A 23,877-nucleotide genomic window follows, 5' to 3' on the forward strand; every position below is an offset into this window, starting at 1 on the left:
ATAATAAATATAAGTTAAAAAAGGGGAGATAAGCTTGAATTTAAACTCATTAAAAATAAAAATCTTAGTAATTACGTTGATACCAGTTATAATAGGTATATTTGTTCTTTCTGGTATAAATTTTGAGAAGACTCAGAATACATTAAATAGCACTTTAGATAAGTTTGAGATTGCTATTACAAAAGAGAAAGAATCTCTTATTAGACATGAATTTGAAGTTGCTAAAAGTTTAATTGATACTATAATTGCAAAAGAAAGTGATATAGAAACTGCAAAGTTGAAAGTTATTGAACTTCTAAGTGGAATTAGATATTTAGATGACAAAAGTGGATATTTTTTCGCTTATGAACAAAGAGCTGATGGATACTATTTTGGCTTTCATCCTGCAAATCCATCTTTAAATAACAAAAAAACTGATATAAAAGCACCTGATGCAAAAGGATATGCTTTTAGAGAAGATTTAATCAAATACGCAAAAGAACAAAAATATATAAATTACCATTATGAAAACCCTACAACTAAAGAAGTTGTATTAAAAATGGCGTCTTCTATATATATACCTGAATTTAATTGGATTTTAGTAACAGGAATTTATGCAGATGATATTCAAAAAGGTATTAATGAGTTAAAAAAAGAAGTAAATTCAGATATAAATATACTTTTTACAATAGCTATAACAGTAACAATAGTCCTCTGTATTATGCTGGTATTTATTATAATCCCAGCAGTAAATAAAATCATTATAAAACCTTTAAATATTTTTCAAAATACTTTGGAAGAATTTTTCAATTATTTAAATGGTGAAACAAATGAAGTGCATAGAATAAAAAACTATTCAAAAGATGAAATAGGGCAAATGTCAAAAACACTTGATAGAAATATAGAAATAGCAAGAAAAGATATAGATGATAATAATATTTTTATAGAAAATACAATAGATATTTTAGGAAAATTCCAAAATGGTGATTTATCTCAAAGATTGAATATTGAAGTGAATGATGCAAATTTGATAAAGTTAAAGTCAGTTATGAATCAAATGGCACAAGAGTTAGAGCAAAATATTGTAAATGTTTTAAAAATTATTGATGAATATAGTCACTACAAATATATAAATAAAGTAGATACAACAAAAGTTTCAAATCATATTTTAAAATTAGCAAATGGTGTGAATACTTTAGGTGATTCTATAACTAAAATGTTGGTTGAGAATAAAAAAAATGGAACAACATTATCATCTAGCTCTAACACACTTTTGAAAAATGTTGAAAAATTAAATGATAGCTCTACAAGTACGGCTGCAAATCTTGAAGAAACTTCTGCATCACTTGAAGAGATGACTTCAAACTTGAGAAATAGTACTCAAAATATGCAAAAAATGTCACATATTGCTTCAAATGTTACACAAAAAGCAAAAAGTGGTGAGAATTTAGCAAATCAAACGATGAATGCTATGGAAGAGATAAACAATCAAGTTACATCAATAAATGAAGCTATTGCTGTAATTGATAATATAGCTTTCCAAACAAATATATTATCTTTAAATGCAGCAGTAGAAGCAGCAACAGCAGGAGAAGCAGGAAAAGGATTTGCTGTTGTTGCTGGAGAAGTACGAAACTTAGCAAACAGAAGTGCCCAAGCAGCAAAAGAGATAAAAGATATAGTTGAAAAGGCTACAACAAAAGCAAATGATGGAAAAATAGTAGCTTCACAAATGATAAATGGCTATACAGAATTAAATAGTGATATTAACAATACTATTGAATTGATAAAAGAGTTCGAGAATTCAAGTAAAGAGCAACTTCTAGGAATAGAGCAGATCAATAATGCAGTATCTATTTTAGACCAAAAGACACAACAAAATGCACAAGTTACATCTGAAACTAAAGAAATTGCGTTATTAAATGATAAAATAGCGAAATTGATTATTGAGGATGTAAATGAAAAAGATTTTGAAGGCAAATAAAAAATTATTAATATTTTTTTCTTTTTTAATCAGCACTTTTGTGCTGGTGCACTATACAGATTTAGATGATAAACTTCTTTTTAAACTTTTTGCTTCAGAAACTAGCATAATTCCGAAGAGTGAATATAGATATAATCTAAAAGAGATTAAAGAAGTTAAAAAAAATCTTTCAGGTATTACATATAATGATAAAACAGATACTTTATTTGCTATAACAAATTCTCCAAGAGACATCTATGAATTTGATAAAGAAGGAAATGTATTAAGAATTATTGATTTAAAAGGATTTAGAGATACTGAAGATTTGACATACATAAAAGATGATATGTTTGCTATTCTTGATGAAGAACTTAGTGCTTTTTTTATAGTAAACATATATAAAGATACAAAGCTTATAGATAAAAAACATATCATAAAAGAGTTTTATTTAGATGTAAGAAATTTTGAGAATTTTGGTTTAGAAGGTATCTCTTATGATAATATTGATGATATCTTTTATCTTGTAAATGAAAGAAATCCAAAAAAAATTGTTTTAGTAAAAGGTGTTATGAAAAATAACCCAATAGAAATAAAAATTAAAGATAAACTACTTGATAATAATACATACTTAAGTGATTTTTCAGCTATTCACTTTGATGAGAAAACAAGACATTTTTATGTTTTGAGTGATGAATCATCACTTTTAGGAAGAGTTGAAGATAAAAAAGATTTCAGTAAATATTTGGATTTGATGGATAATGAAATCTCTTCAAAGATGGTAAATCCAGAAGGTATTACAAAAGACAGTAAAGGAAATATATATATTGTAGGAGAGCCAAATTTGTTTTTGAGTATAAAAAGAGATGAGGTTTTAGATTAAACCTATAATATCTCTTATCTTTTCCATTTTATTTTGAGCAATTTTTCGAGCTTTTGAAGCTCCAAATTCAAGTATTTCTCGAACTTCTTGTTTATGATTTAAGTAATACTCTCTTTTTTCTTCATAAGGTTTAAAATACTCCTCTATTTTTTCAAGAAGTGTTAATTTAAAGTGTCCATATCCTTCTCCAGGAGTTGCATATCTTTGTCTTAAATTTGCTAATTCATCTTCATTCATAAATAGTTTTGAAATCGCATAAATATTACAATTTTCCCACTCTTTAGATTCATTTAGTTCTTTTGAATCAGTTACAATTGACATAACTTGTTTTTTTCTTTGTTTAGAAGATGTAAACATATCAATAGTATTATTATATGATTTACTCATTTTTGCTCCATCTGTTCCTGAAACTGTTGCTACATTTTCATCTACTTTTGCAACTGGTAATACAAAAACTTCTTCATTATAAGCATGATTAAAAGATGTTGCTATATCTCTTGTCATTTCAACATGTTGTATTTGATCTTTTCCTACAGGCACTATATTTGAGTCAAATAATAAAATATCAGCTGCCATTAAAACTGGATATGAAAACAGTCCATGATTTGCACTTATTCCTCTTGAAGTTTTATCTTTATATGAATGTGCTCGTTCAAGTAGTCCCATAGAAGTATGATTTGATAGTAACCAATAAAGTTCTAAAACTTCTTTTACATCATGTTGTATCCAAAAAGTTGATTTTTCTGGATCCATTCCAAGTGCCAAAAAGTTTATAGCTGCTTCATAAGAGTTTTTTTCTAAGTCTTCTTTGCTTTTTACAGATGTTAAAGCATGATATGAAGCAATAAAAGCAAATAGTTCACCATCATTTTGTGATTCTATCATCTTTTTTACCATTCCAAAGTAGTTACCTATATGTATTGTTCCTGAGGGTTGAATACCTGATAAAATTCTCAAATCAATTCTCCTATTTTTGTTTGGATTATATCAAAAATAGCTAAAATCTTTCAGCTTACAAAGAGAGTAATTCTCTTTGTAATATTTTAATTAACTTGAAAAGTTAAAGATGAAGAATAAGCTACTTCATCGCAAGTATCATTTTCATAAGCTTTTTTGCTTTTTGTCATTAAAATCCATTTCCCACTTCTTAAAGCAGTTACTTCAATCTCCCCTTTTAAATCAGTAGTTCCAAAAAAGGCAAATTTGTTTGATGGGAAACCATCAAAAGTACCTTTTACTTCAACTGTCTTTGCAGGTTTTCCATCAAGTAAAACTTGAATTTTAAAAGGAACTCCAACTTTAAAATTTGCTGGATTATCTAACGGTATAATTTCAAGATTTTGTCCAATATGTTTTGTTACAAAATCACTTTTATCATTTCCTATATTTACAATATTTTTTGCAAACATTGATGTTTGTTGGCAATATTGTGCATTGTCAAAATCTTTTTTTGTTTTTCCAATGTGCCATTTGTTATCACTTGTTTTTGTCCAAAGAGTTGGTTTATAAGTACCTTTTAAAATATAACTTCCATCATCTAATGCTTTTTTTGAAACATATTGATAATTTTCTCCTTCATTTTTCAAAGTTGTGCTTTTTAAATCTTTATTTATTAAAACCAATGGCTCAAATATAGAAACTCTATCTTCAGCTATTTTTTCAGGTGTAAAATCATGTCCGTATCCTAAAGTCGCTTTAAATGTTGAACTATTATATCCATCAACCCAAAAATCATGGGCTAAACTTTGTACAGTTGAAAGTGTAGTAAAAATAACTACTAATCCTAATTTTTTTATCATTTCTTATCCTTTATTAAAATTTATAAGTCATACTTAAAGTTGCTGTTCTAGGGCTTCCAACTGTAAGCCATGATATATCATAACTACTTGCTATATACTCTTTATCAAATAGATTATCTATATTTAATCTAAAATCTAGGTTCTTATTTACTTTATAATATGAAACTAATTTTGCTGTTGTATAACTTGGTAAATAAAAATCGTTCATATAATTTCCTGCTTTTTTACCCATATAAGTTGCACCTGCACCTATACCATAAGAACTATCTTGGCTTAGGCTATCTTCCCACATTAAAAGAAGAGAAGCACTATTTTTAGGAACATTTAAAAGTTCTTTACCTTGATAAGTATTATCTTTTATTACTTTTGCATTTGTATAACTATAATTTGCATTTATTCTTAGATTATCTGTTACTTTTCCATTTAAATCAAGTTCAACCCCTTTACTTTTAACTTTTCCTGCTGCAATAGAGAATTGGTCATCAGTTGGATCTTTTGTTAATACATTTTTCTTTTCAATTTGATATACTGATAGTGTACTACCAAATCTTTTGTCTTCTGATTCAAATTTCAAACCAGTTTCAATAGAAACTCCTTTTTCCCCTTCAAAAGTATCTCCATCTTTATCTGTTCCACCATTTGGTCTAAAAGATGTTCCAGATGTTGCATATACAGACCACATATCATTTATCAAATATGTAATTCCAATTCTAGGAGAAAGAGCATAATCATTCTGTTCTATAAAACTATTATCTAAATGATTTGAATTATCCATTTTTACTTCATCATATCTAAGTCCTGCAAGAAATCTAAAATCTTTATAAGATAACTCATCTTGAACAAATAAGGCAAGACCTTTTTGTTTTTCATACCTATCTGTAGTTTTACTACCCAAACCTGAATTTAAAACTGTATAAGTTGGTTTTGAAAGGATATTATCTACTCTTACTGCATTATTGTTTGCATACATCGTAAAATCTTGTTCAAATCTATATGATTCCACACCAAATAAAATAGTATTTTTTATATCTCCTATTTCTTGAATACCTTTTAAATTAGCTTGAAATTGAATATCCTCTGAACTAATATCTCTATCTCTAACTCTTAATAATGCACTATTTCCTGTAATAGCCCTAGATGGAACAATTTCAGTAGCTTTACCTTTTGTAGTATTATCTTTATAAGCAATTCCAACGCTACTACTCCAATTATCAGAGAAATAGTGGTCAAGTTTAAGCTGATGAGTTTGATTTTTTGAAGTTATATCTCCATCATCTGGATTTCCAAGAAATGTTTTATGATTCATAATATTTTGACCATTAACTAAAGATATTCCTCTATCAAGTGGCGTTTTTTGTTCTATAAATTCTCCAACATACGTTATAAATGTATCATCACTAATAGTCCAAATTAACGATGGAGCTATTATATATCTTTGGCTATCTACATAGTCTCTAAAATTTCCTTTTTTTTCTAGTGCAGCTGTTAATCTATAAGCAAAAGATTCATTTATTGGTGCAGTTGAATCAAAAGCTACTCTATAAAAATCATAGCTTCCAATATCAGTTTTGATATAGTGTTGGTTATCAAAATTTGGTTGTTTGGTAACAACATTTAAAGTTCCACCTGGTTCACTATTTCCATATAAAGAGCCAGATGGTCCTTTTAAAAATTCTATATTTTCAATATTTATTGTATCTCTAGGAGCATTATATCCACGATTATCTGCAAAACCATTTTTAAGTGTACTTAGACCAGTATTCTCATGTCCTTGAAACCCTCTAACTGAATAATTATCGTATAATCCACCAAAATTATTTTGTCTTGAAAGACCACTTACATAATCTAAAGCATCATCAAGTTTAACAAAATTTAAATCTTCAAGTGTTTGATTTGTTATAACCGAAACTGATTGAGCTGTTTCTCTTATTGGAGTGTCTGTTTTTGTGGCAGATTGAGTTCTTGTCTTGTAGTAGGCATTATTTCCACTTAAATAATTACCTCCAGTTTCTGAAACTGTTATTTCATCAAGTTTTGTAGTATTGTTCGCAAATACTAAAGAACTTGCAAATAAAGAGATAAATACAACTTTTCTTTTTGTTTCTAACATTTTTTTCCTTTCTTTTTTATAATTAGCAACTAAGTTGCAAAATGTTTTTGAGATTTTAATATTATTTGTCTTTTATGCAACTTAGTTGCAATATATTGCTTTTAATGTTCAATTGAACATTGATAGAGAATATTAACTTTAATAAACTTACAAGAAAATTAATACCTATGGAACATTTAATAAAATTGGAAAATTATTATAAAGATGAAAAACTAGAACTATTTTATAAAAAAATTGGTGAAAATGTAAAAAAAGCAAGAATGAAAAAAGGTTTTAGCCAATTAAAACTTGCAAATGCTATGGGTTATGATTCTGTTGGACACATTGCAAAAGCAGAAATTTATAAGTACAATAAAAAGTTTAATTTAGAACATATTTTTAAAATTTGTTCCATCTTAAATGTATCAATAGATGATATATTTGATGGAACAGATGATATTATAATAGATTAAAATTTTTTATAAATAACAAAAGTAATAAAAATTAGAAAAATAAGTTCAAAGATAAACATTCTTTCAAAGCCAAAATTTGAAACAATTATCCCTGCAATTACAGCTGATAAAATTCTTGTAAGTGAAAAGATACTTGATTGTATTGAGTAATCGATTGCTCGTGATTCTTTTCTTGAATAGTCCATAATCATAGAAAAAACTATTGCAGAAGATAAAGCGATAGCCAAGGCTACAAAAGTAACACATATAATCAAATAATAAAATGTTAGATTATAGAATTCAATAAAAATTAATATTGATGTACTAAAAATATTAAAAAACATAAAAATAATAAGTAGATTTTTCTTTGAAAATTTTTGTCCAATATAGTTGCTTAAAGCCCCTCCTAAAATGGCTATAAAACTTCCGTAAATTCCCACATAAATAGCTACATCATCAGCTTTTATACCTTTGCTTATTAAATATGGTTTCATAAATACCCATAAAGCACTTATAGGAACAAAATAAAAACTTAAAATAAAAATCCAAATCCCTATATTTTCTTGTTTAAAAAAAGTGATAATATTTTTTAAAGATATTTTTTGAGAGTCAATTATTTCATCCTTTTCTTCTATAAAATATAAAGCAAATAGGGAAAAAAGTATAAAACAAGCCATTAAAATAAATGTTAATCTCCAACCAAGATGATTAAAAATCAGTAAAAAAACACCTCCACCTAACAAAGATGCCATACTATAAGCACTTATTTTATAACTTCCAGCACTAATTCTTTCTTCTTTTTTAAAAGTTTTTATAGCTAAAGCATTTAGTGGAATATCCATAAAAGTTGAGATAAATGCAGTTACTAAAATAGCTATAAACACAGTATAAATACTATGCTCTAAAGATAAAAAACTGATGAAAATAAGTAAAAATATATAGCTTATTCCTATATAAAATGTCCATTTTTTATAATGCTTTTTTTCAAATACAATTTTATCTATTGGTGGGGACATTAAAAACTTAAATACCATAGGTAATCCCGCTAATTGAAAAAGCCCAATCAATGAAGCATCAAAACCTTTTATTTGTAAAATCATAGGAAGTCCCATCACAAAAAAAATCATAGGGGTTAAAATGGCTGTAAATAAAACTGAAAATAGGATATTCTTTTTTGTTAATTGATTCATTTTATTTCCTACAAATATGGATTTGACTAGGAGTCATAGGTGTATCAAAGCTTGTATATGAGTTGATAGATTTAAAGCCAATATCTTCAAATATATTTGATAGTTCCATAGGTTTTAATATATCTTTACCTTGTAAATTTAAAGATAAAAAGTAAAAAAAACTATTTTCATCAAGGCTATTTTTTGTATCTATTTCAACATGACAACTTACTAAGATACCGTTTGGATTTAAAGCATCGTAAATCTTTTTTATCACATCTTTTTTATCTTTTAAAAAATAAAAAATATTGCTACACCAAATCAAATCATAGTTTTTACCAATATCATTTTTTTCAATATCACCACTTAAAATTGAAACTCTTTTCTCTAATTTATACTCTTTGATATGCTCTTTTACTATATTTGTAACTTCTTTATAATCAAACAAAGTTGTTTTTAGTGTAGGGTGGTTTTTTGTAATTTCTAAACCAATAATCCCTGATGCACAACCTAAATCTAGCATTTTATCAAAGCTAGAAAACCCTTTTAGATTTTTTATAATATTCAGTGCTATTGGAGATATAAGGTTTTTTTGTTCTTGTTTTAAGAAAAGTTTTGAAGCATTTGCCCAAAGTTTTTCTGTTTTATTGTTTTCTAATTGTATATCATCTTCTAAAATAGATTTAATCATATCTTTTCCATAAGTTATTAACTGTTTTCTATGTAAAAAGATATCGCCACAATATGAAGAAGTTCCATAAATAAAAGATTGTTTTGAAATAGTTGTATTAAAGTATTTATCTTCATTTATTTCAAGTAGTTCTATAAAAACTAAACTATCTAATAATATTTTAGTTTTATGTTCATCTAATTTTATTTTTGAAGATAGCATAGAAACCGTATTTATACTTTCTTCAATTAGTTTAAAAAGTTTAAAATTTAAGGCAATTTCTAAAATTTCAGTTTTTTGTTGTACTAATAACATATTTAGATATTTATTTATATTTTGCATTTTTATCCTTTTATTATTTTAGAAACAATTTTTCGTACCAATGGTACAACAACGCTGATAATGGGCACAGCAATAATAAATGCTTTTATCCATGCTTCAATCCACTTTATAAAAAAATCATCAATAAATCCTAAATTTATAAAAGTTACAACAAAGCTCATAATAAAGCTCATTATGGCACTCATAACAATAGCAAAAGCATATTTTTCATATTTTTTATTTATCACTTTTAGTCCTTAAAATCTATAAGCTAACTTGATACCAAATTCTGGTTCTTCTCTTAAAATAGTTGTTGTACCATTGAAATATGCACCTATTGCATCATGTTTTTTATCAAAAATATTATTCGCATAAAAATATATGTCGAAGTTATCGGCTTCATAACCTATTTTTGTATTTGCTAAAGTATAAGCTTTTTGTGAGTATTTATTTGCTTTGTCAAAATATGTCTTTCCATAACCATTAAAATCGATTCTGGCATATAATCCACTATTTGCTCTATATTGAGCTCCTAAATTAAAGTTATATTTTGGAGCAAGAGGATTGTAGTTTCCATCATAATTACCTACAACATCACTAAATTTATCAAAAGTTGTTTTATTGAAACCTCCACTTGCAAATAAACTTAATTCATTTGTCACTAAACCTTCAATTTCTAACTCTATTCCTTTTGAAGTTGCACTTGCAGAGTTTGTTATAAAAACCGTGCCAACCATCAAAGTTTCTTCAACTTGCATATCTTTTATGTCCATAAAGTATATATTTGCATTGAATTTTAAACGATTATCAAAAAACATAGATTTAAATCCTAGATCATAAGATATTAAATTCTCTTCTTTGTAAGATTGTAAATTAGTTGATGGTGCTAAAGGATTAAATCCACCACTTCTATATCCTTTTGCAACTGTAAAATAAGTCATTTGATTTTGGTTTATATCGTATTGAATTGCTATTTTAGAAGAGATACTAGAAAAATCTTCTTCTAAATTTGTAGGAGTATTTTTAACTTTTAGTTCTTTTTTTTCCTTGTCATATCGAATACCACTATTTAAAGTCCAGCTATCACTTAAAGGATGAATAATATTAGCAAAAACTCCAATACTTTTTGAACTCATATCTTGTGGATTTGCAAAACCAGTAGGATTAAAAGGTGCAAATACTCTTGTGTATAAATCGTTATCTTGTTTATCTAAATAAATTCCAGATATAAATTCAGTTTTATTAAACATAGTTTCATATCTAAACTCTTGAGAAATTGTATCTAGTTTGTTTTGTTTATAAATATGTCTTAAAGTTAAAGGAGTAAAATCTGCATCTACTATAGCTTTATCCTTGTACTCTTTTTTTGTTGTTATAGATTTTATTTTAGAGTTTTCATCTATATTATAATTTACATTTAAAGCAAAAGTTGTATCTTTTGGAGTAGAATTTCCTTTTAAATTTGAACTAACTTCTTTATTATTGTTTGTTGCACTTACCCAATTATGTGCTCCATTATCTTCTTTGTGAATTGATGATATTAAAGATATATCAAGATTATCAGTTGGAGTTGTTCTAAGGATTAATTTTCCATAATCACTTTTTTTGTCATTTTCATAGTCATTTGTAAGAGTGTTTTTTATAAAACCATCTTTTTGTTTATGTTTATAAGCTATACCTACATAAAATTTATCTTTTACTATTGGAGTTGAAATATTTAGTCCAAAATCTCTTCTTCCTTCATTTCCGATTGTTGAAAAGAGTTTAGTTCGTAGTTCATTATCTGGTTGTTTTGTGATGATGTTTATAACTCCAGCTTCACTATTTTTACCATATAAAGTTCCTTGAGGTCCTCTTAAAACTTCAATTCTTTCTATATCTCCTAAAGAATCATCAAAGCCAAAAGCACTAGTATTTGGAACTCCATCTACATAAAGCCCAACTGGAGTAGAAAAAGATAAAACATTTCCACTAATACCTCGAATTGAAGGCACAATTAATCCTTCTTGAGCAGTATTATAAAGCATCAAATTTGGAGTATATTTTGCAATATCTTCTAAACTTTCAATAGATTTATCTTCTATTGAAATATCATCAAAAGCAGAGATTGAAATAGGAACTTTTTGTATATTTTCCTCTTTCTTTTGTGCAGTTACTGTAATACTATCTAAGATAGTTGTTTGTGCAAACAAGCAATTTGCTAGTAAAATAGAAATTGTTAGTTTTGATTTAAACATTATGTTTCCTTTAATATGAAATTTATTTTGGCTAGTATATACTTCAATAAATTGATAGTCAATCTTAAGATTATTCTAAAAGGTTTTATTTCTATTCTAAAGGTTAAAAATGACTAAATTTTATTTAAAAGATTTGATAACTTCAAATTTAAATAGTGAAAAAAATATTATAAAAAATAGTTTTCCCATAGAAGTAGGTAGTGATTATATGGAAAAAACACATATCCAAGATGGTTTGATTTTTTCAAAAACAAACTATAAATTAGAAAAAGAGATATTTTTAGAAGCAAAACAAAAAGAAAGAAAATTTGTAATTACAATATCACTTAATGGAAATACAAATTATATAAATAGTGATAAAAAAATCATTCCTTTTAAAGAGGGCTTTACAACAATATCATTATTTGAAGGGACACAAGGTTTTAGAGAGTTTAAAGATAGATATATAAATCAAGTTAGATTGATATTAAGTGAAGAGTTTTTATTAAGGAATTTTAAAAAAAGTTTGGTTGAAAAATACTTTTATAATAGACAAAATCTTCAATTATTAAGTTTTACAAAAACTTCTATTCATTCACAGCTTTTATTGAATGATATATTAAATTGCAAGTTTATTGGAGAGTTAGCAAGCATATATAAACAAGGTAAAATTTTTGAATTATTATCTTTTGAAATTGCAAAACTTGAACAAAATGAAGATGATGTTTATCTTGATATGTATGATAAAAAAGCTCTTTATAAAGCTAAAGAACTTTTATTACAAAATATACAAAATCCACCTTCAATTGTTGCTTTGTCTAAAATGGTTCATTTAAGTGAAGTAAAGCTAAAAAAAGGCTTTAAGCAACTATATAAAGCTAGTCCCTATCAATTTTTATTAACTCATAAAATGGATATAGCAAAAAATATGCTACAAAGTGGTGAATATAATATCAATGAAATAGCTTTGCAAGTTGGTTATAAATTTGCAAATAATTTTACAAATGCTTTCTATAAAGAGTTTAAAATTCTCCCTAAAGATATTTTAAAAAAGTAGTATTTTAAAACCTATTAATATTAAAACAACTCCACCTAAAATTTCAGCTTTTCTCTCATATTTTTCACCACCACGGCTTCCAACATAAACACCAATATAACTAATAACAAATGTAGTAAATCCAATGATAAATAAAGATAAATATATATTTACACTGAATAGATGAAGACTATATCCAGCTGCCATTGCATCAAGGCTTGTAGCTATTGCTAAAGTCAATAATATTTTATTTGTTACTTGTGATATCTCTTCTTCCACATTTTCATTAAATGCTTCATATAACATTTTCCCACCAATAAGTAAAAGCAAGATAAATGCTACGATTTTATCATATCCTTGAATATACTCTTTTAGTCCAATTCCACCTAAAAACCCTAAAAATGGCATAAGTGCTTGAAAAATACCAAAAAATAGTCCAGCTTTTAAAGCCATAATTTTTAAATTTTGTCTGTTTTTTATTCCAAGCCCAATAGAAACTGCAAATGCATCCATACTTAGAGCAAATGCCAAAATTATAACTTCTAACATAAAATCCCTTTTCTTTTATATAAAAGCGAGATTATAACCAAAATAGCAAAAATTAAACTTGCAAAAAAGAATGGAGCTTCGGGAGATATTTTATATAAAATTGTACTTAAAAGAGGTCCAACTATAATTCCAAAACCTTGAGCAGATGATACAGTTCCAGCTGCAACTCCTTGTTCATTTGCTTCTACACTATTTGAAGTGATTGCCATAAATGCAGGCATTATCATACCTAAACCAATAATTCCTATACAAAAAGCTAGAGTTAATTCAACTTGTGTAGAAATAATACCTATTAAAAAATATCCTATTGTTGCAAAAATTGAACCCAAAATAAGCCAAGTTATAGATTTGACATTTTTTAGTTTTGAAACAATAATTTGAGTAGCTATAAATACAACTCCAATTATTGCTAAGATATATCCAGTAACTTTTGCAGCCTCAATTTCACCCATTTGAAATTTATCTAAGATAAAAAATCCTAAACAAACTTGTGAAGTAACAATACTAAACATAGTTATAAATGATGCAATCATAGGAAGTCGTAATCTCTTATCAAAAAAACGTAATGGAGTATCTTTTGTTTTTTCTATTTTCTTATCTTTTTCTAAAAAGAAAAATACTATAAAAACTGCGATTAGTGGCAAAATTGCTGCTACATAAAGTGGAGTTGCAAGTCCAAAACTAGCCAATGTTCCACCTAAAACTGGTCCTAAAATCATACCTAAACCGTTTGATGCTCCAAGACTTGCCATATATGAAGTTCTTTTTTCTGGTGCAACCTTATCTGCAATTAAAGCATTTGATACAGGAGGAACAGCTGAATAAAATACTCCTATTAGCAATCTTGTAGTCATCAAAACTAAAAGTGAAACTATCACAAGAGGAACAGTAACAACTGCATAATTTACAAATATTGCTAAAAGTAAATATGATATAAAAAATCCAAATATTGCAAGAAGTAAGATATTTTTTCTTCCGTGAATATCACTTTTTTTACCCCAAAATCTTGATAAAAATATCCAAGCAACTCCTGCAAGTGCAACCATAACTCCTGCGTGCCACTCTTGTAAGCCTAATTTTCGTATGATTGGACCAACTACGGCTAAAAAAGCCATCATTGAAGATACACATAAAATTGTAATAAGCATTAAAGGTTTAATCTCTTTCACTATTTTCCTTTTTTAAAATATATTCGATTTTTGTTGATAAAAGCATTGCTAATACTCCTATAAAAGCACAAATAAATATGATTTTCTCATAACCTAAAATTCCTGACATTGATACAGATAATGAGCTAAATAATATTCCTGAAAACATATAAATACTATGTTGTACTGCAAACTGTGAAGCTGGAGTTTTAGAAGATGATAAGTCCATCATAATTGTTGTCATAAGAACTTGTGATGGAGTATAAAACATAAATATAACTCCTATTATAAACATTACAAATATTTCATTATGGTGATATTTAAATAGTAATAACATCATCAATATACCAACAATTTGTCCAATCGCAGCAAATATTAAAATATTTTTTTTACCAAATTTATTTATGACATAAGAAGCACCAAAAGATGCTAGAAATCCTATTCCATAACCTATTATATGAACAGCAAAACCAATTTTGGCTAAATCCCAACCTAAATCAACTAAAAGTGGAGTTGTAAGTCCAAAAGCTGAACTAATTGTAGCTGGATATAAAAAAAGTAAAATAAACCAAAGCTTTTTTTGTTTTGTTTTCCAAAAAGTTAAAAATTGTTTATAATCAATTTTTTCTATCAAATTTGGGTGTTTCATAGTTGGTTCAGTAAAAAAAAGTATTTGAATAAGTGAAATTGCAGTGATTATAGTCATAATATACATAGTAAAATGCCAACCAATTTTTGAGTATAGTATAAGTCCTATTCCTCCACCTAAAACCATACCAATAAGTCCACCAGATACTTTGATAGCATTTATTATAGAACGCTCTTTTTTAAATGTTATTTTAAATGCAAAAGCATCAAGTGCAACACTTTGTGAAGATGCAAAAAATGCAACCAATATTGCTAAAATTATGATTATTTTTAAGTGGTCATTTATATGCAAAATAGAGATTGAAAATAATGCTATGACCATCAAAGATTGGAAAATGATAATCCAAGCTCGATAGTGTCCCATTTTCTTAAAATATATTCTATCTATAAATGGAGCCCATAAAAATCTAAATACCCAAAAAAGCCCAAGCATATATATAAATCCAAGATTTTCTAAAGGAACACCATTTTGTCGTAAAATCCCTATAAAGGCTTCCATAAAGAAGCCTAAAGCTAAAAATTGAGTTGTATAAAGGCTAAACAACAAGGTCAAATTTGACCAAGTTAATTTTTTTTTCATATAGTGCCTTTATTGTTTATGTTCCACTCTTTTACTCTTTGTTGTGCTTCAAACATAGAGTAATATTTCCCTTTTAAATCTACCAAATCTTTATGATTCCCTTGTTCTTTTAATTCTCCATTTTCAATTACTAAAATATTGTTTGCATGAGAAATTGTTGTTAGTCTATGAGCTATTACTATTACAGTTTTGTTTTTTATCAGTTCATCTAAAGCACTTTGAACTGCTACCTCACTTTGTGTATCTAAAGCTGATGTTGGTTCATCTAAAATAACTATTGGGCTATCTTTTAAAATTGCTCTTGCTATACTTATTCTTTGTCGCTCACCACCACTTAAACTTCCACCGATTTCTCCAACTTTTGTATCATAACCTTTTGGTAATCTTGATACAAACTCATGTGCATAAGCAGCTTTTGAAGCAGCTAAAACTTCATCATCAGTAGCACTTGGTTTTCCCATTCTAATATTGTTTAAAATAGTATCATCAAACAAATATACATCTTGAAAAACAACAGAGATAAACTTCATCAAAGTTTGTTGCTCCATTGCTTTTATATCAATATTTCCTATTTTTATAGTTCCGTTTGATGGGTCCGCATATCTCATAATAAGTTTTGTAATAGTTGTTTTTCCACTTCCAGATGGTCCAACAATAGCTGTAAGAGAGTTCTCTTTGATATTTATAGAGAAATCTTTTAAAACTTTTTGATTGTTGCTATCGTAGTTAAATGAAACATCATTAAAAGTAATATCAAAGTTTTTTGGTTTTTCTATTGGTTTTATAACTTCAAACTCTTTTATATCAAGTAATTTTTTAATATTTGTAAATCCAGCTTCCATTACATCAAGTGCAGAAGTAACTGCTAAGAAATTTGCCAAAGGTTCACTCAATCGTGCTAAGATAATCAAAAGAGCAAGTAAAGTAGCTATTGTTAATTCTCCTTTGAAGATAAAAAGTGTTCCAATAGCTAAAATAGTTAAAAACAAAAATTCAATTAAAGTGTTCATTACAACCATTGGAATAGATGAACCAAATAAGCCTTTTTTTTGAATTTCTCTTACCGTTGAGATTGATTTTTGAAGTTGTTTGGCATTTGAACCAATTTGATTAATAGCTCTTAAAACTGGCAATCCTTGAATATACTCAATAGTATCTGCTTCAAGTGTTGCATTTGCTTTTGATACTTCTATTTTTTCCCATTTTGTACCATTTCTTTTCCATTTATAAATAGGATAGGCTAGTGGTATTGCAAATATAAGTACAATAGCCAAAATTGGATCTATAAAAAAAGTAGCTATTATGATAACAACTGGTACAACTGCTACTTCAAAAAACATTCCCGCAATTATTCCCATATGTAAAACAGAAGAATCAACGTCATTTGCTAATATTGAGTTTAGTTCGCCCGTTCTGTATGAGTAGAGTTTTTGTAAAGGCATAGTTTTTATTTTTTCGCCTAATTTTACTCTTAAATTATGAGTTGTTTCTACTAAATCACCTGAATAGTTAAAATCACTTGCTTTCCACTTAAAGATAAAAGAAAATATACTTAAAATAACAATAAGGCTGAACCAAAATAGGGTATTGTTTAAGTTAAATTCATCTACAAAAATAGTATTTAACAAAGGATAAAAAAATGCAAATGCCAATCCTTGGAAAACATACGACATAATAAAATAAAAATAGCTTTGTTTAATTAAATATTTTTTATCTTGTGCAATTTCAAGAGTGATTTTGTACGAGTCCCAAAATGAAGATAGTTTTTCTTTACTCATTATTTTCTCCTTTTTTATCTTCTATCTTTTCTAAGTTCCATGAACTAGCTTTTTCATAGTTACTCCAAAGTTTGCTATAAACACCTTTAGTATTTAACAGATCTTCGTGTTTTCCAATTTCAGATATTTTTCCTTCATCAAATACTACTATTTGTTCAGAGTCTTTGATAGTTGAAAGTCTATGAGCTATCATAATTACAGTTTTATTTACTGTTAAGTTTGCTAAAGCTTTTACTATCTCTTCTTCATTTTCTGGGTCTGCAAAAGCTGTTGCTTCATCTAAAACAATGATTGGAGTATTTCGCAAAATTGCTCTAGCAATTGTAATTCTTTGTTTTTGCCCACCAGATAGGTTTGCTCCTCTATCTCCTGCAAGTGTTTCATAACCATCTGGTAAACTTAAAATAAAATCGTGGATTTGTGCAGCTTTTGAAGCATTTATAATCTCTTCATCTGTTGCATTTGTGTTTGCCATTTTTATATTGTTATAAATTGTATCTTGGAATAAAAAAGTATCTTGAAATACAAAAGAAACTGTATCCATAAGATTTTCACTACTAACTTCTTTTATATCAATACTACCTATTTTAATCGCTCCACTACTTACATCCCAAAATCTAGGAATGAGTTTTGCTACTGTACTTTTTCCTGCTCCACTTGGACCTACAAGAGCAGTTACACTTCCACTTGATACTTTAAAATTTATATCTTTTAAAGCATAATTTTCAACATTGTCATACTTAAATGAAACATTTTTAAACTCTATATCAAAACTATTTATAGTTTTTGGCTCTTTTGCAATTTCAAGTGCTTTTACACTTAAAACTTCTTGAATTTTAAGTGCTGAGGTTTGAGATTTTTTAATATGGTTATTTAACCACATAAGTGGCATCATAGCATCTGCCATTCCTGTACTTAAAAACAAAGCACTTATAAAAGCAAATAACTCCAAAGAACTAAAGTTTAAAAGAAAAATAGCAGTGATAATAACTGCTAAAAGTGTTGGAAGTGGACTTAATATAATCATTCCAAGTTTTGCACTAAAAGCACTTACACTCATCCAATGATGAAGATTGTTTTTAAACTCAATCAAAGCATCATTATATCTTTTAAATGAAGTTGTACCATCATCAAAAGTTCGTACAACTGGCATAGCTTGTGCAAACTCTATAACAGCTCTGTTTATATTTGATTGACTTTGTTCATACTTTATTCTTAAACTTTTTGAGTCTTTCATAGCAACTGCCATAGTAATCCAACCTAAGATAAATACGCTAAGTGTTGCAAGAGCAAATCTATAATCAATCACTAAAAGTATAATTAAAGTAGTAATTGGTGCAACTATACTTTTTGCAATCATTGGAGTGCTATCTGCAACAAAAGCATGTAAAGTTTTTACATCATCTTGAACTACTTTTTTTAAAGCTCCTGAACCATTTGATATAATATATCCTAAAGGCAACTTTGCTAAATGTAAAGATAGTTTTGTTCGCAAAATTTGTTCTAGATGAAAAGCACCCAAGTGTGAAACTGCAAAGGCTCCAAATCTTGATAAAAAAGCAATGATAGTTAAAAGTGCTAATAAAAGTATAGTATTAACTAAATTTAGTTCAAATCCAAAAACAACTAAAGGAGTGTTTTGTAAAATATTTGTTAGTGCAAATGATAAAAGTAATAGGCTTAAAATCAAGCTTATTGCTCCAATACTTGCTAATAACATAGCCATTCTTATTTTAAATTTAACAGGTGACATAATAGCCCAAAGTCCCTGTTTTTGTTCTTCTTTTTTCATATAAATTCCTACAAAATTTTTGAGATAAAAGTTTATAGGTATTGATAAAATATATCAATACCTAGTTTACTTTAAAAGGATTATTTTTTATTTAATAAGGATTAAAATTTATAAATTGCTCCAACTCCAAACTTTCTTGGTTCATTAAAACCAACCCAAGATGAGCCAGATTTAGACATATAAGATATTACATAATCTTCATCTGTGATATTTTTAACATATCCATAAATATCAAAATTTCCTACTTTATATCCAACTTTTGCATTTGCAGTTATTCCCCCATCTGCTCTTATCAATCTACCATTATTTGCTCCATCGCTATAACTTGTATTTCCTCTTGCATTTAAATCTACTCTTCCATAAAATCCACTATCAGCTAGATATGAAACACCTAAACTTGCTGTATAAGAAGGTGTGTTTTCTATCTTTTCTCCATTATATTTTCTATTTCCATCATCATAGTCATCATATTTTGCTTGTATTAGTCCCACACTTCCCAAAAGACTTAAATTGTCAGTTAAAAAATAAGTTCCATCCATTTCTATACCTTGAGAGTGAGCTTTTTTAGCATTTCCAGTAGCAAATACAGTTCCTCCCATAAGTTGTTTATAAATATGAATATCTTTTATATCCATTCTAAATATACTTGTATTTAAAGCAAAACTATCTCCTATATATTTTGCTCCTATTTCATAGTTTATAGATTTTTGTGCTTCAAATGTATTTTCTTCACTTATATTATTTGAGGGATAATAGTTAAATCCTCCTGGCATATAACCTTTTGAGATTGAAACATAAGTTGTAAGATTGTCATTGATTTTATATGAAAGTGCAGCTTTGGGTAAAAAAGAATTCCAAGTTTTTTTATCACCATAATTTACATCAGGAAATTGCATACCTGCAAAACTAGATTTTGCTATTACATCTATCTCTTTTTTTATTTTTTGATATCTTCCCCCTAAAGTAAGTTCAAAATCTTCTCCTAAAGGAATCATTGTTTGTCCAAAGATAGCATAAGTTTTACTATCGGTTTTAGAGTAGGCATCTCCAAAATATACTCCTTGTCCCATACCATAATATGACATATCTGCCCATTGTTCTCCACCATAAGGACCTTGTTCTCTTTTTTCTTTATCAAAATATAGTCCAGTTACCCATTTTATATCTTGATTTTTACTTGAAAGCTTAAACTCTTGAGATAAAGTTTCAAGATCAGTATAATTCCATTGTCCTAATCCATCTTCTTGTCCTTGATTTGCTCTATTATCTATATCAAATTCTGCATCTAAATCCATCTTTTTATGAGTTGTAGTAGAGTCAAATTTTACTTTGTCAAGTTCATAAGAGAGATTTAAAGCTTGAGATTGAACTTTTGTTTTATCCCAAGCTGGTACATCAAAGCTTACATTTTTAGCATCATCTCTTTTTAAACTATTTATATCAAGATTAGGGTCTGAACTGAACCCATCCATAAAGTATTTTTTCTCATAGTTATCAGCTATTGTTAATCTAGCTGAAAAATTATCTGTTGGTTTCCACAGTAAAAAACCGCTTGTTTTTCTATCATTTTTTTCATTTGCATCTTTTCTCATATTTGAATAATTGTTTGTAATCCAACCATCAGTATGATAGAAAGAGCCATTTATTCCTGCAAATAGTTTATTATCAACTATCGCTCCACTTGTATTTAGCTTTGTATTAAAAGTATTATCATTTCCATATTCTGCTTCTATACTTCCACTCCATTTATTTTTAGGAGTTTTTGTTGTGATATTTATAACAGCACCAATGGCATCTTTCCCATATAATGTTCCTTGGGGACCTCTTAAAACTTCTATTTGCTCTACATCTGCTAAACTTGGATTAAAATCAAATCTATCATAGTATGGAACACCATCTACATATATAACAACAGGATTGTTATTTGTAAACATAGAACTATTTAATCCTCTAAATGAAACTGCTGCTCCATTTGCTGCATTTAATATATTCATATTTGGAACTTCTTTTACTATATCTGATATATTTTTAATCCCTTTTTGTTCAATCTCTTCTTCAGATATTACAGAGATACTTTGAGGAACATCTTTTATATTTTCCTCCATTTTATTTGCACTAACAGTTATTTCTTCTAATTTTGTAGTTTCATTTGCATATAGCAGTGAACTTACAAATAGTGATGCAAGTATTAACTTTCTTTCTTTCTTTCTTTCACTTTTTATTCCTTTACTAAACTTTAAATAAGTTTGAATTATAATAATAATATTTGTCAATTTCAAAAATAAATATAATATTTTTGGATTTTTTTTAAATATAAAAGGATAAAAATGTCTTATACTTTTACAATAGATGACATAAGTGAATTTATGTCTTCTTCCTCAAACAATGATTTTACTTTATCTTTGCCAAATGACTTAGGATATATGCGTTCTAAAAAAGAGGTTATAAATGATGATATTTTGATATTTAAAACTCAAGCTAAATCAAATGAAAATATTTCTATACATTCAAATTCAGATGTTGATATATTATTTATAAATATTATTTTAGAAGGGAAAATGGAGTATAGGGCTAATTCTTCAGATAAATCTGAACTTTTTAAGAAAAATGATTTGTATATAAAATATATAGATAAGTGTGAATCTACATCTAAACTTGAAAAAAATAGTTTTTCAAAAGGCTTGGCAATAGGTATAAAGAGTGATTTTTTAGAGAAATATCTATCAAAAGAATTTTGTTTACTTGAAAAGCTTAGAAAATCGAAAGATAAAAATGTATCAACATTTATACATAAACAAGATACCTTAGCAAATATAAAATTAGCAAATGAACTTTTTAATTCACCATTTTGTGGAAAATTAAATGATATATATTTACAAAGTAAAGTTTTAGAGATAATTTATAATGAATTCAATGAAGTAAATAATTGTTTTTGTAAAACTAAATGTAGCTGTGAAAATATAAAACTTTCAAATGATGATATTGATGCTTTATATAGAGCAAAAGATATTATTCTTTTAACTCAAGATTTTCCAGATTTACCAACATTGGCTAGAAAAGTAGCAATAAATGAATTTAAATTAAAATTTGGATTCAAAAAACTTTTTAATACAACTGTTGGACAGATGATACTAGAACAAAAAATGCTCTATGCAAAACAACTTCTTGAAAATAGTGAATATTCTGTTTCAGAAGTAGCATTTTATGTTGGATATAAGTATCAACAAAGTTTTTCAAATGCCTTTTTTCAATTTTTTGGTGTTCGTCCAAAAGATGTTATGAAAACAAGAAAATATTACTATTAAGTCATTGACAAAATTAATATTTCGTCCTATACTACGAAATATTTATATATTTTAAGGATTACAATATGAATAATGTAATAATATCTCAGAATAAACATTGGGAAAGTGAATATGATGGTTTGTATGAAAGAGATATTTTTTATAAACTTATTGATAATCTAAAAACAAAACAGATTCAAGTATTACAAGGTGTAAGAAGAAGTGGTAAATCATCACTTTTTAAACTACTTATAAATCATCTTTGTCAAAGTATTGATAAAGAAGAAATTTTGTATCTTAACTTAGATGACCCATTTTTTATAAAGTATTCAAACAATCCACAAAGCTTTTATGAAATAATTCAAACAGCAAAAAAACTAACACAAAAAGATATAAAATATTTATTCTTAGATGAAGTTCAAGCAATTAATAGTTGGGAAAAGTATGTAAAAAGTGTTTATGATAGTAATGAATTTATAAAAATTTTTGTTACAGGCTCAAATTCATCACTTTTAAATACAGAGTTTTCAACTTTATTAACAGGCAGATATCTTTCAACACAAATTTATCCTTTAAAATTTAAAGAGATTTTGAAAATAAACCAAATAAATAGCTATTTAGAATTAAATAAGAATTTGCCAAAGGTTTTAAAAATAGTAGATGATATGCTTTTGTTTGGCTCTTTTGTTGAAGTTTATGAGATAGAAGAAGATTTAAAAAGAGATTTAATAAGTAGTTATTATGAAACTATTTTATTAAAAGATTGTGTTGCAAATAATCAAATTAGAGATATAAAAAGTTTTAAAGAGTTGAGTTTTTATTCACTTACAAATCTTACTTCTTTGTATTCTTACTCATCTTTATCAAAAGTTTTAAAACTCAATGATAAATCGATAAAAGAGTATATTTGGGTTTTAGAAAGTTGTTATCTATTTAGTGAAATAAAACAATTTTCATACTCTTTAAAAGAGCAAATGAATAATAAAAAGAAACTATATTTATGTGATAATGGATTTATGAATTTAGGATATAGTTTTTCTTCAAATTATGGAAAACTTTTAGAAAATTTGACTTTTAGTGAACTTCAAAAAAGAGATTTTGAGATATATTTTTATAACAAAGATTTTGAGTGTGATTTTATAGTGAAAAAAGATAATCTTATTATCGCTATTCAAGTTTGTTATCAGTTAAATGAACAAAATAAAATAAGAGAATTAAATGGTTTGATGAAACTTCCTTTTAAAGTAGATGAAAAATATATTATAACTTATAGGCAAAATGATATTTTAGAAGATGTAAAAGTTGTACCTTTTTGGGAATATTTTTTTGAATAAACAATAACTTATTACTATTGAGTCATTGACAAATTTATATAATATGTTAATCTAAATTTACAAAATAATATAAAGGTTGTAAATACGGATTTACATTTTTTAAATTGGTGGGAAAAACAAAGATTTTTCACAAGTAAAAGATATTGAAAATAGTTTTGTTGTGAGCGATGATATTGAAATAGGGTTTAAA

At 26.9% G+C, this 23,877-nt stretch carries 19 protein-coding genes; 6 read left to right on the forward strand and 13 right to left on the reverse strand.

Going from position 1 to position 23,877, the window contains the following annotated elements:
- Nucleotides 1–34 precede the first annotated feature (34 nt).
- Both CRU91_RS05855 and CRU91_RS05860 read left to right on the forward strand, forming a co-directional pair.
- Complete coding sequence (locus CRU91_RS05855; RefSeq protein WP_113894287.1) at nucleotides 35–1,963, forward strand: methyl-accepting chemotaxis protein; 1,929 nt, start codon at nucleotides 35–37, stop codon at nucleotides 1,961–1,963.
- Complete coding sequence (locus CRU91_RS05860) at nucleotides 1,938–2,822, forward strand: SdiA-regulated domain-containing protein (protein WP_113894288.1); 885 nt, start codon at nucleotides 1,938–1,940, stop codon at nucleotides 2,820–2,822. Before CRU91_RS05855 ends, CRU91_RS05860 begins: the two co-directional genes overlap by 26 nt.
- Here CRU91_RS05860 and trpS read toward each other — a convergent pair.
- The 3 genes from trpS to CRU91_RS05875 form a co-directional block, all read right to left on the reverse strand.
- Nucleotides 2,814–3,779 carry a tryptophan--tRNA ligase gene (gene trpS / locus CRU91_RS05865; RefSeq protein WP_113894289.1) on the reverse strand — a complete coding sequence of 322 codons (966 nt, stop codon included), beginning with the start codon at nucleotides 3,777–3,779 and terminating at the stop codon, nucleotides 2,814–2,816. The genes CRU91_RS05860 and trpS overlap by 9 nt on opposite strands.
- An 86-nt stretch (nucleotides 3,780–3,865) precedes the next feature.
- Nucleotides 3,866–4,621, reverse strand: a complete 756-nt coding sequence (locus tag CRU91_RS05870) for a DUF4198 domain-containing protein (RefSeq protein WP_113894290.1) — start codon at nucleotides 4,619–4,621, stop codon at nucleotides 3,866–3,868.
- Nucleotides 4,622–4,634: 13 nt separating this feature from the next.
- Nucleotides 4,635–6,731 carry a TonB-dependent siderophore receptor gene (locus CRU91_RS05875; protein ID WP_113894291.1) on the reverse strand — a complete coding sequence of 699 codons (2,097 nt, stop codon included), beginning with the start codon at nucleotides 6,729–6,731 and terminating at the stop codon, nucleotides 4,635–4,637.
- A gap of 167 nt (nucleotides 6,732–6,898) precedes the next feature.
- Between CRU91_RS05875 and CRU91_RS05880 the strand changes: the two genes are divergently transcribed.
- Nucleotides 6,899–7,183 (forward strand): helix-turn-helix domain-containing protein, encoded by a 285-nt coding sequence (locus CRU91_RS05880; RefSeq protein ID WP_113894346.1) that lies wholly within the window; start codon nucleotides 6,899–6,901, stop codon nucleotides 7,181–7,183.
- Here the strand turns inward: CRU91_RS05880 and CRU91_RS05885 are convergent.
- Genes CRU91_RS05885 through CRU91_RS05900 form a run of 4 tightly spaced genes read right to left on the reverse strand, consistent with a single transcriptional unit; the run spans nucleotide 7,180 to nucleotide 11,559 of the window.
- On the reverse strand, nucleotides 7,180–8,352 hold the full coding sequence (locus CRU91_RS05885; protein WP_113894292.1) for an MFS transporter: 1,173 nt from the start codon (nucleotides 8,350–8,352) through the stop codon (nucleotides 7,180–7,182). The genes CRU91_RS05880 and CRU91_RS05885 overlap by 4 nt on opposite strands.
- Nucleotide 8,353: 1 nt before the next feature.
- Nucleotides 8,354–9,343 (reverse strand): class I SAM-dependent methyltransferase, encoded by a 990-nt coding sequence (locus CRU91_RS05890; protein WP_113894293.1) that lies wholly within the window; start codon nucleotides 9,341–9,343, stop codon nucleotides 8,354–8,356.
- A gap of 2 nt (nucleotides 9,344–9,345) precedes the next feature.
- Nucleotides 9,346–9,570 carry a DUF2798 domain-containing protein gene (locus CRU91_RS05895; protein WP_113894294.1) on the reverse strand — a complete coding sequence of 75 codons (225 nt, stop codon included), beginning with the start codon at nucleotides 9,568–9,570 and terminating at the stop codon, nucleotides 9,346–9,348.
- A gap of 9 nt (nucleotides 9,571–9,579) precedes the next feature.
- Complete coding sequence (locus tag CRU91_RS05900; protein ID WP_113894295.1) at nucleotides 9,580–11,559, reverse strand: TonB-dependent receptor; 1,980 nt, start codon at nucleotides 11,557–11,559, stop codon at nucleotides 9,580–9,582.
- 109 nt (nucleotides 11,560–11,668) lie between these two features.
- Between CRU91_RS05900 and CRU91_RS05905 the strand changes: the two genes are divergently transcribed.
- Nucleotides 11,669–12,595, forward strand: a complete 927-nt coding sequence (locus CRU91_RS05905) for a helix-turn-helix domain-containing protein (RefSeq protein ID WP_113894296.1) — start codon at nucleotides 11,669–11,671, stop codon at nucleotides 12,593–12,595.
- Here CRU91_RS05905 and CRU91_RS05910 read toward each other — a convergent pair.
- From CRU91_RS05910 to CRU91_RS05935, 6 genes are all read right to left on the reverse strand, one after another.
- The gene (locus CRU91_RS05910) at nucleotides 12,584–13,123 is read right to left on the reverse strand and encodes a manganese efflux pump MntP (protein WP_113894297.1); all 540 of its coding nucleotides are present in this window, start codon (nucleotides 13,121–13,123) and stop codon (nucleotides 12,584–12,586) included. The two genes, CRU91_RS05905 and CRU91_RS05910, sit on opposite strands and share 12 nt — an antisense overlap.
- A complete protein-coding gene (locus tag CRU91_RS05915) occupies nucleotides 13,117–14,292 on the reverse strand; it encodes an MFS transporter (RefSeq protein WP_113894298.1) in 1,176 nt (391 codons plus the stop codon). Before CRU91_RS05915 ends, CRU91_RS05910 begins: the two co-directional genes overlap by 7 nt.
- Nucleotides 14,279–15,499 carry an MFS transporter gene (locus CRU91_RS05920; protein WP_113894299.1) on the reverse strand — a complete coding sequence of 407 codons (1,221 nt, stop codon included), beginning with the start codon at nucleotides 15,497–15,499 and terminating at the stop codon, nucleotides 14,279–14,281. The genes CRU91_RS05915 and CRU91_RS05920 overlap by 14 nt, the downstream gene beginning before the upstream one ends.
- Nucleotides 15,496–17,277 (reverse strand): ABC transporter ATP-binding protein, encoded by a 1,782-nt coding sequence (locus tag CRU91_RS05925; RefSeq protein ID WP_113894300.1) that lies wholly within the window; start codon nucleotides 17,275–17,277, stop codon nucleotides 15,496–15,498. Before CRU91_RS05925 ends, CRU91_RS05920 begins: the two co-directional genes overlap by 4 nt.
- Nucleotides 17,270–19,069 (reverse strand): ABC transporter ATP-binding protein, encoded by a 1,800-nt coding sequence (locus tag CRU91_RS05930; protein ID WP_113894301.1) that lies wholly within the window; start codon nucleotides 19,067–19,069, stop codon nucleotides 17,270–17,272. Before CRU91_RS05930 ends, CRU91_RS05925 begins: the two co-directional genes overlap by 8 nt.
- Nucleotides 19,070–19,170: 101 nt before the next feature.
- Nucleotides 19,171–21,342, reverse strand: coding sequence for a TonB-dependent receptor (locus CRU91_RS05935; protein ID WP_235826963.1), 2,172 nt, complete (start codon nucleotides 21,340–21,342; stop codon nucleotides 19,171–19,173).
- Nucleotides 21,343–21,396: 54 nt separating this feature from the next.
- On the opposite strand from CRU91_RS05935, the gene CRU91_RS05940 reads away from it, so the two are divergent.
- Nucleotides 21,397–22,374, forward strand: coding sequence for a helix-turn-helix domain-containing protein (locus CRU91_RS05940; protein WP_113894302.1), 978 nt, complete (start codon nucleotides 21,397–21,399; stop codon nucleotides 22,372–22,374).
- A 65-nt stretch (nucleotides 22,375–22,439) separates the two neighbouring features.
- Nucleotides 22,440–23,687: an ATP-binding protein gene (locus CRU91_RS05945; RefSeq protein WP_113894303.1), complete on the forward strand. Its 1,248-nt coding sequence runs from the start codon at nucleotides 22,440–22,442 to the stop codon at nucleotides 23,685–23,687.
- The last annotated feature ends 190 nt before the right edge of the window (nucleotides 23,688–23,877 follow it).

Source organism: Aliarcobacter vitoriensis (genome assembly GCF_003316695.1).
GTDB classification, from domain to species: Bacteria; Campylobacterota; Campylobacteria; order Campylobacterales; family Arcobacteraceae; genus Aliarcobacter; species Aliarcobacter vitoriensis.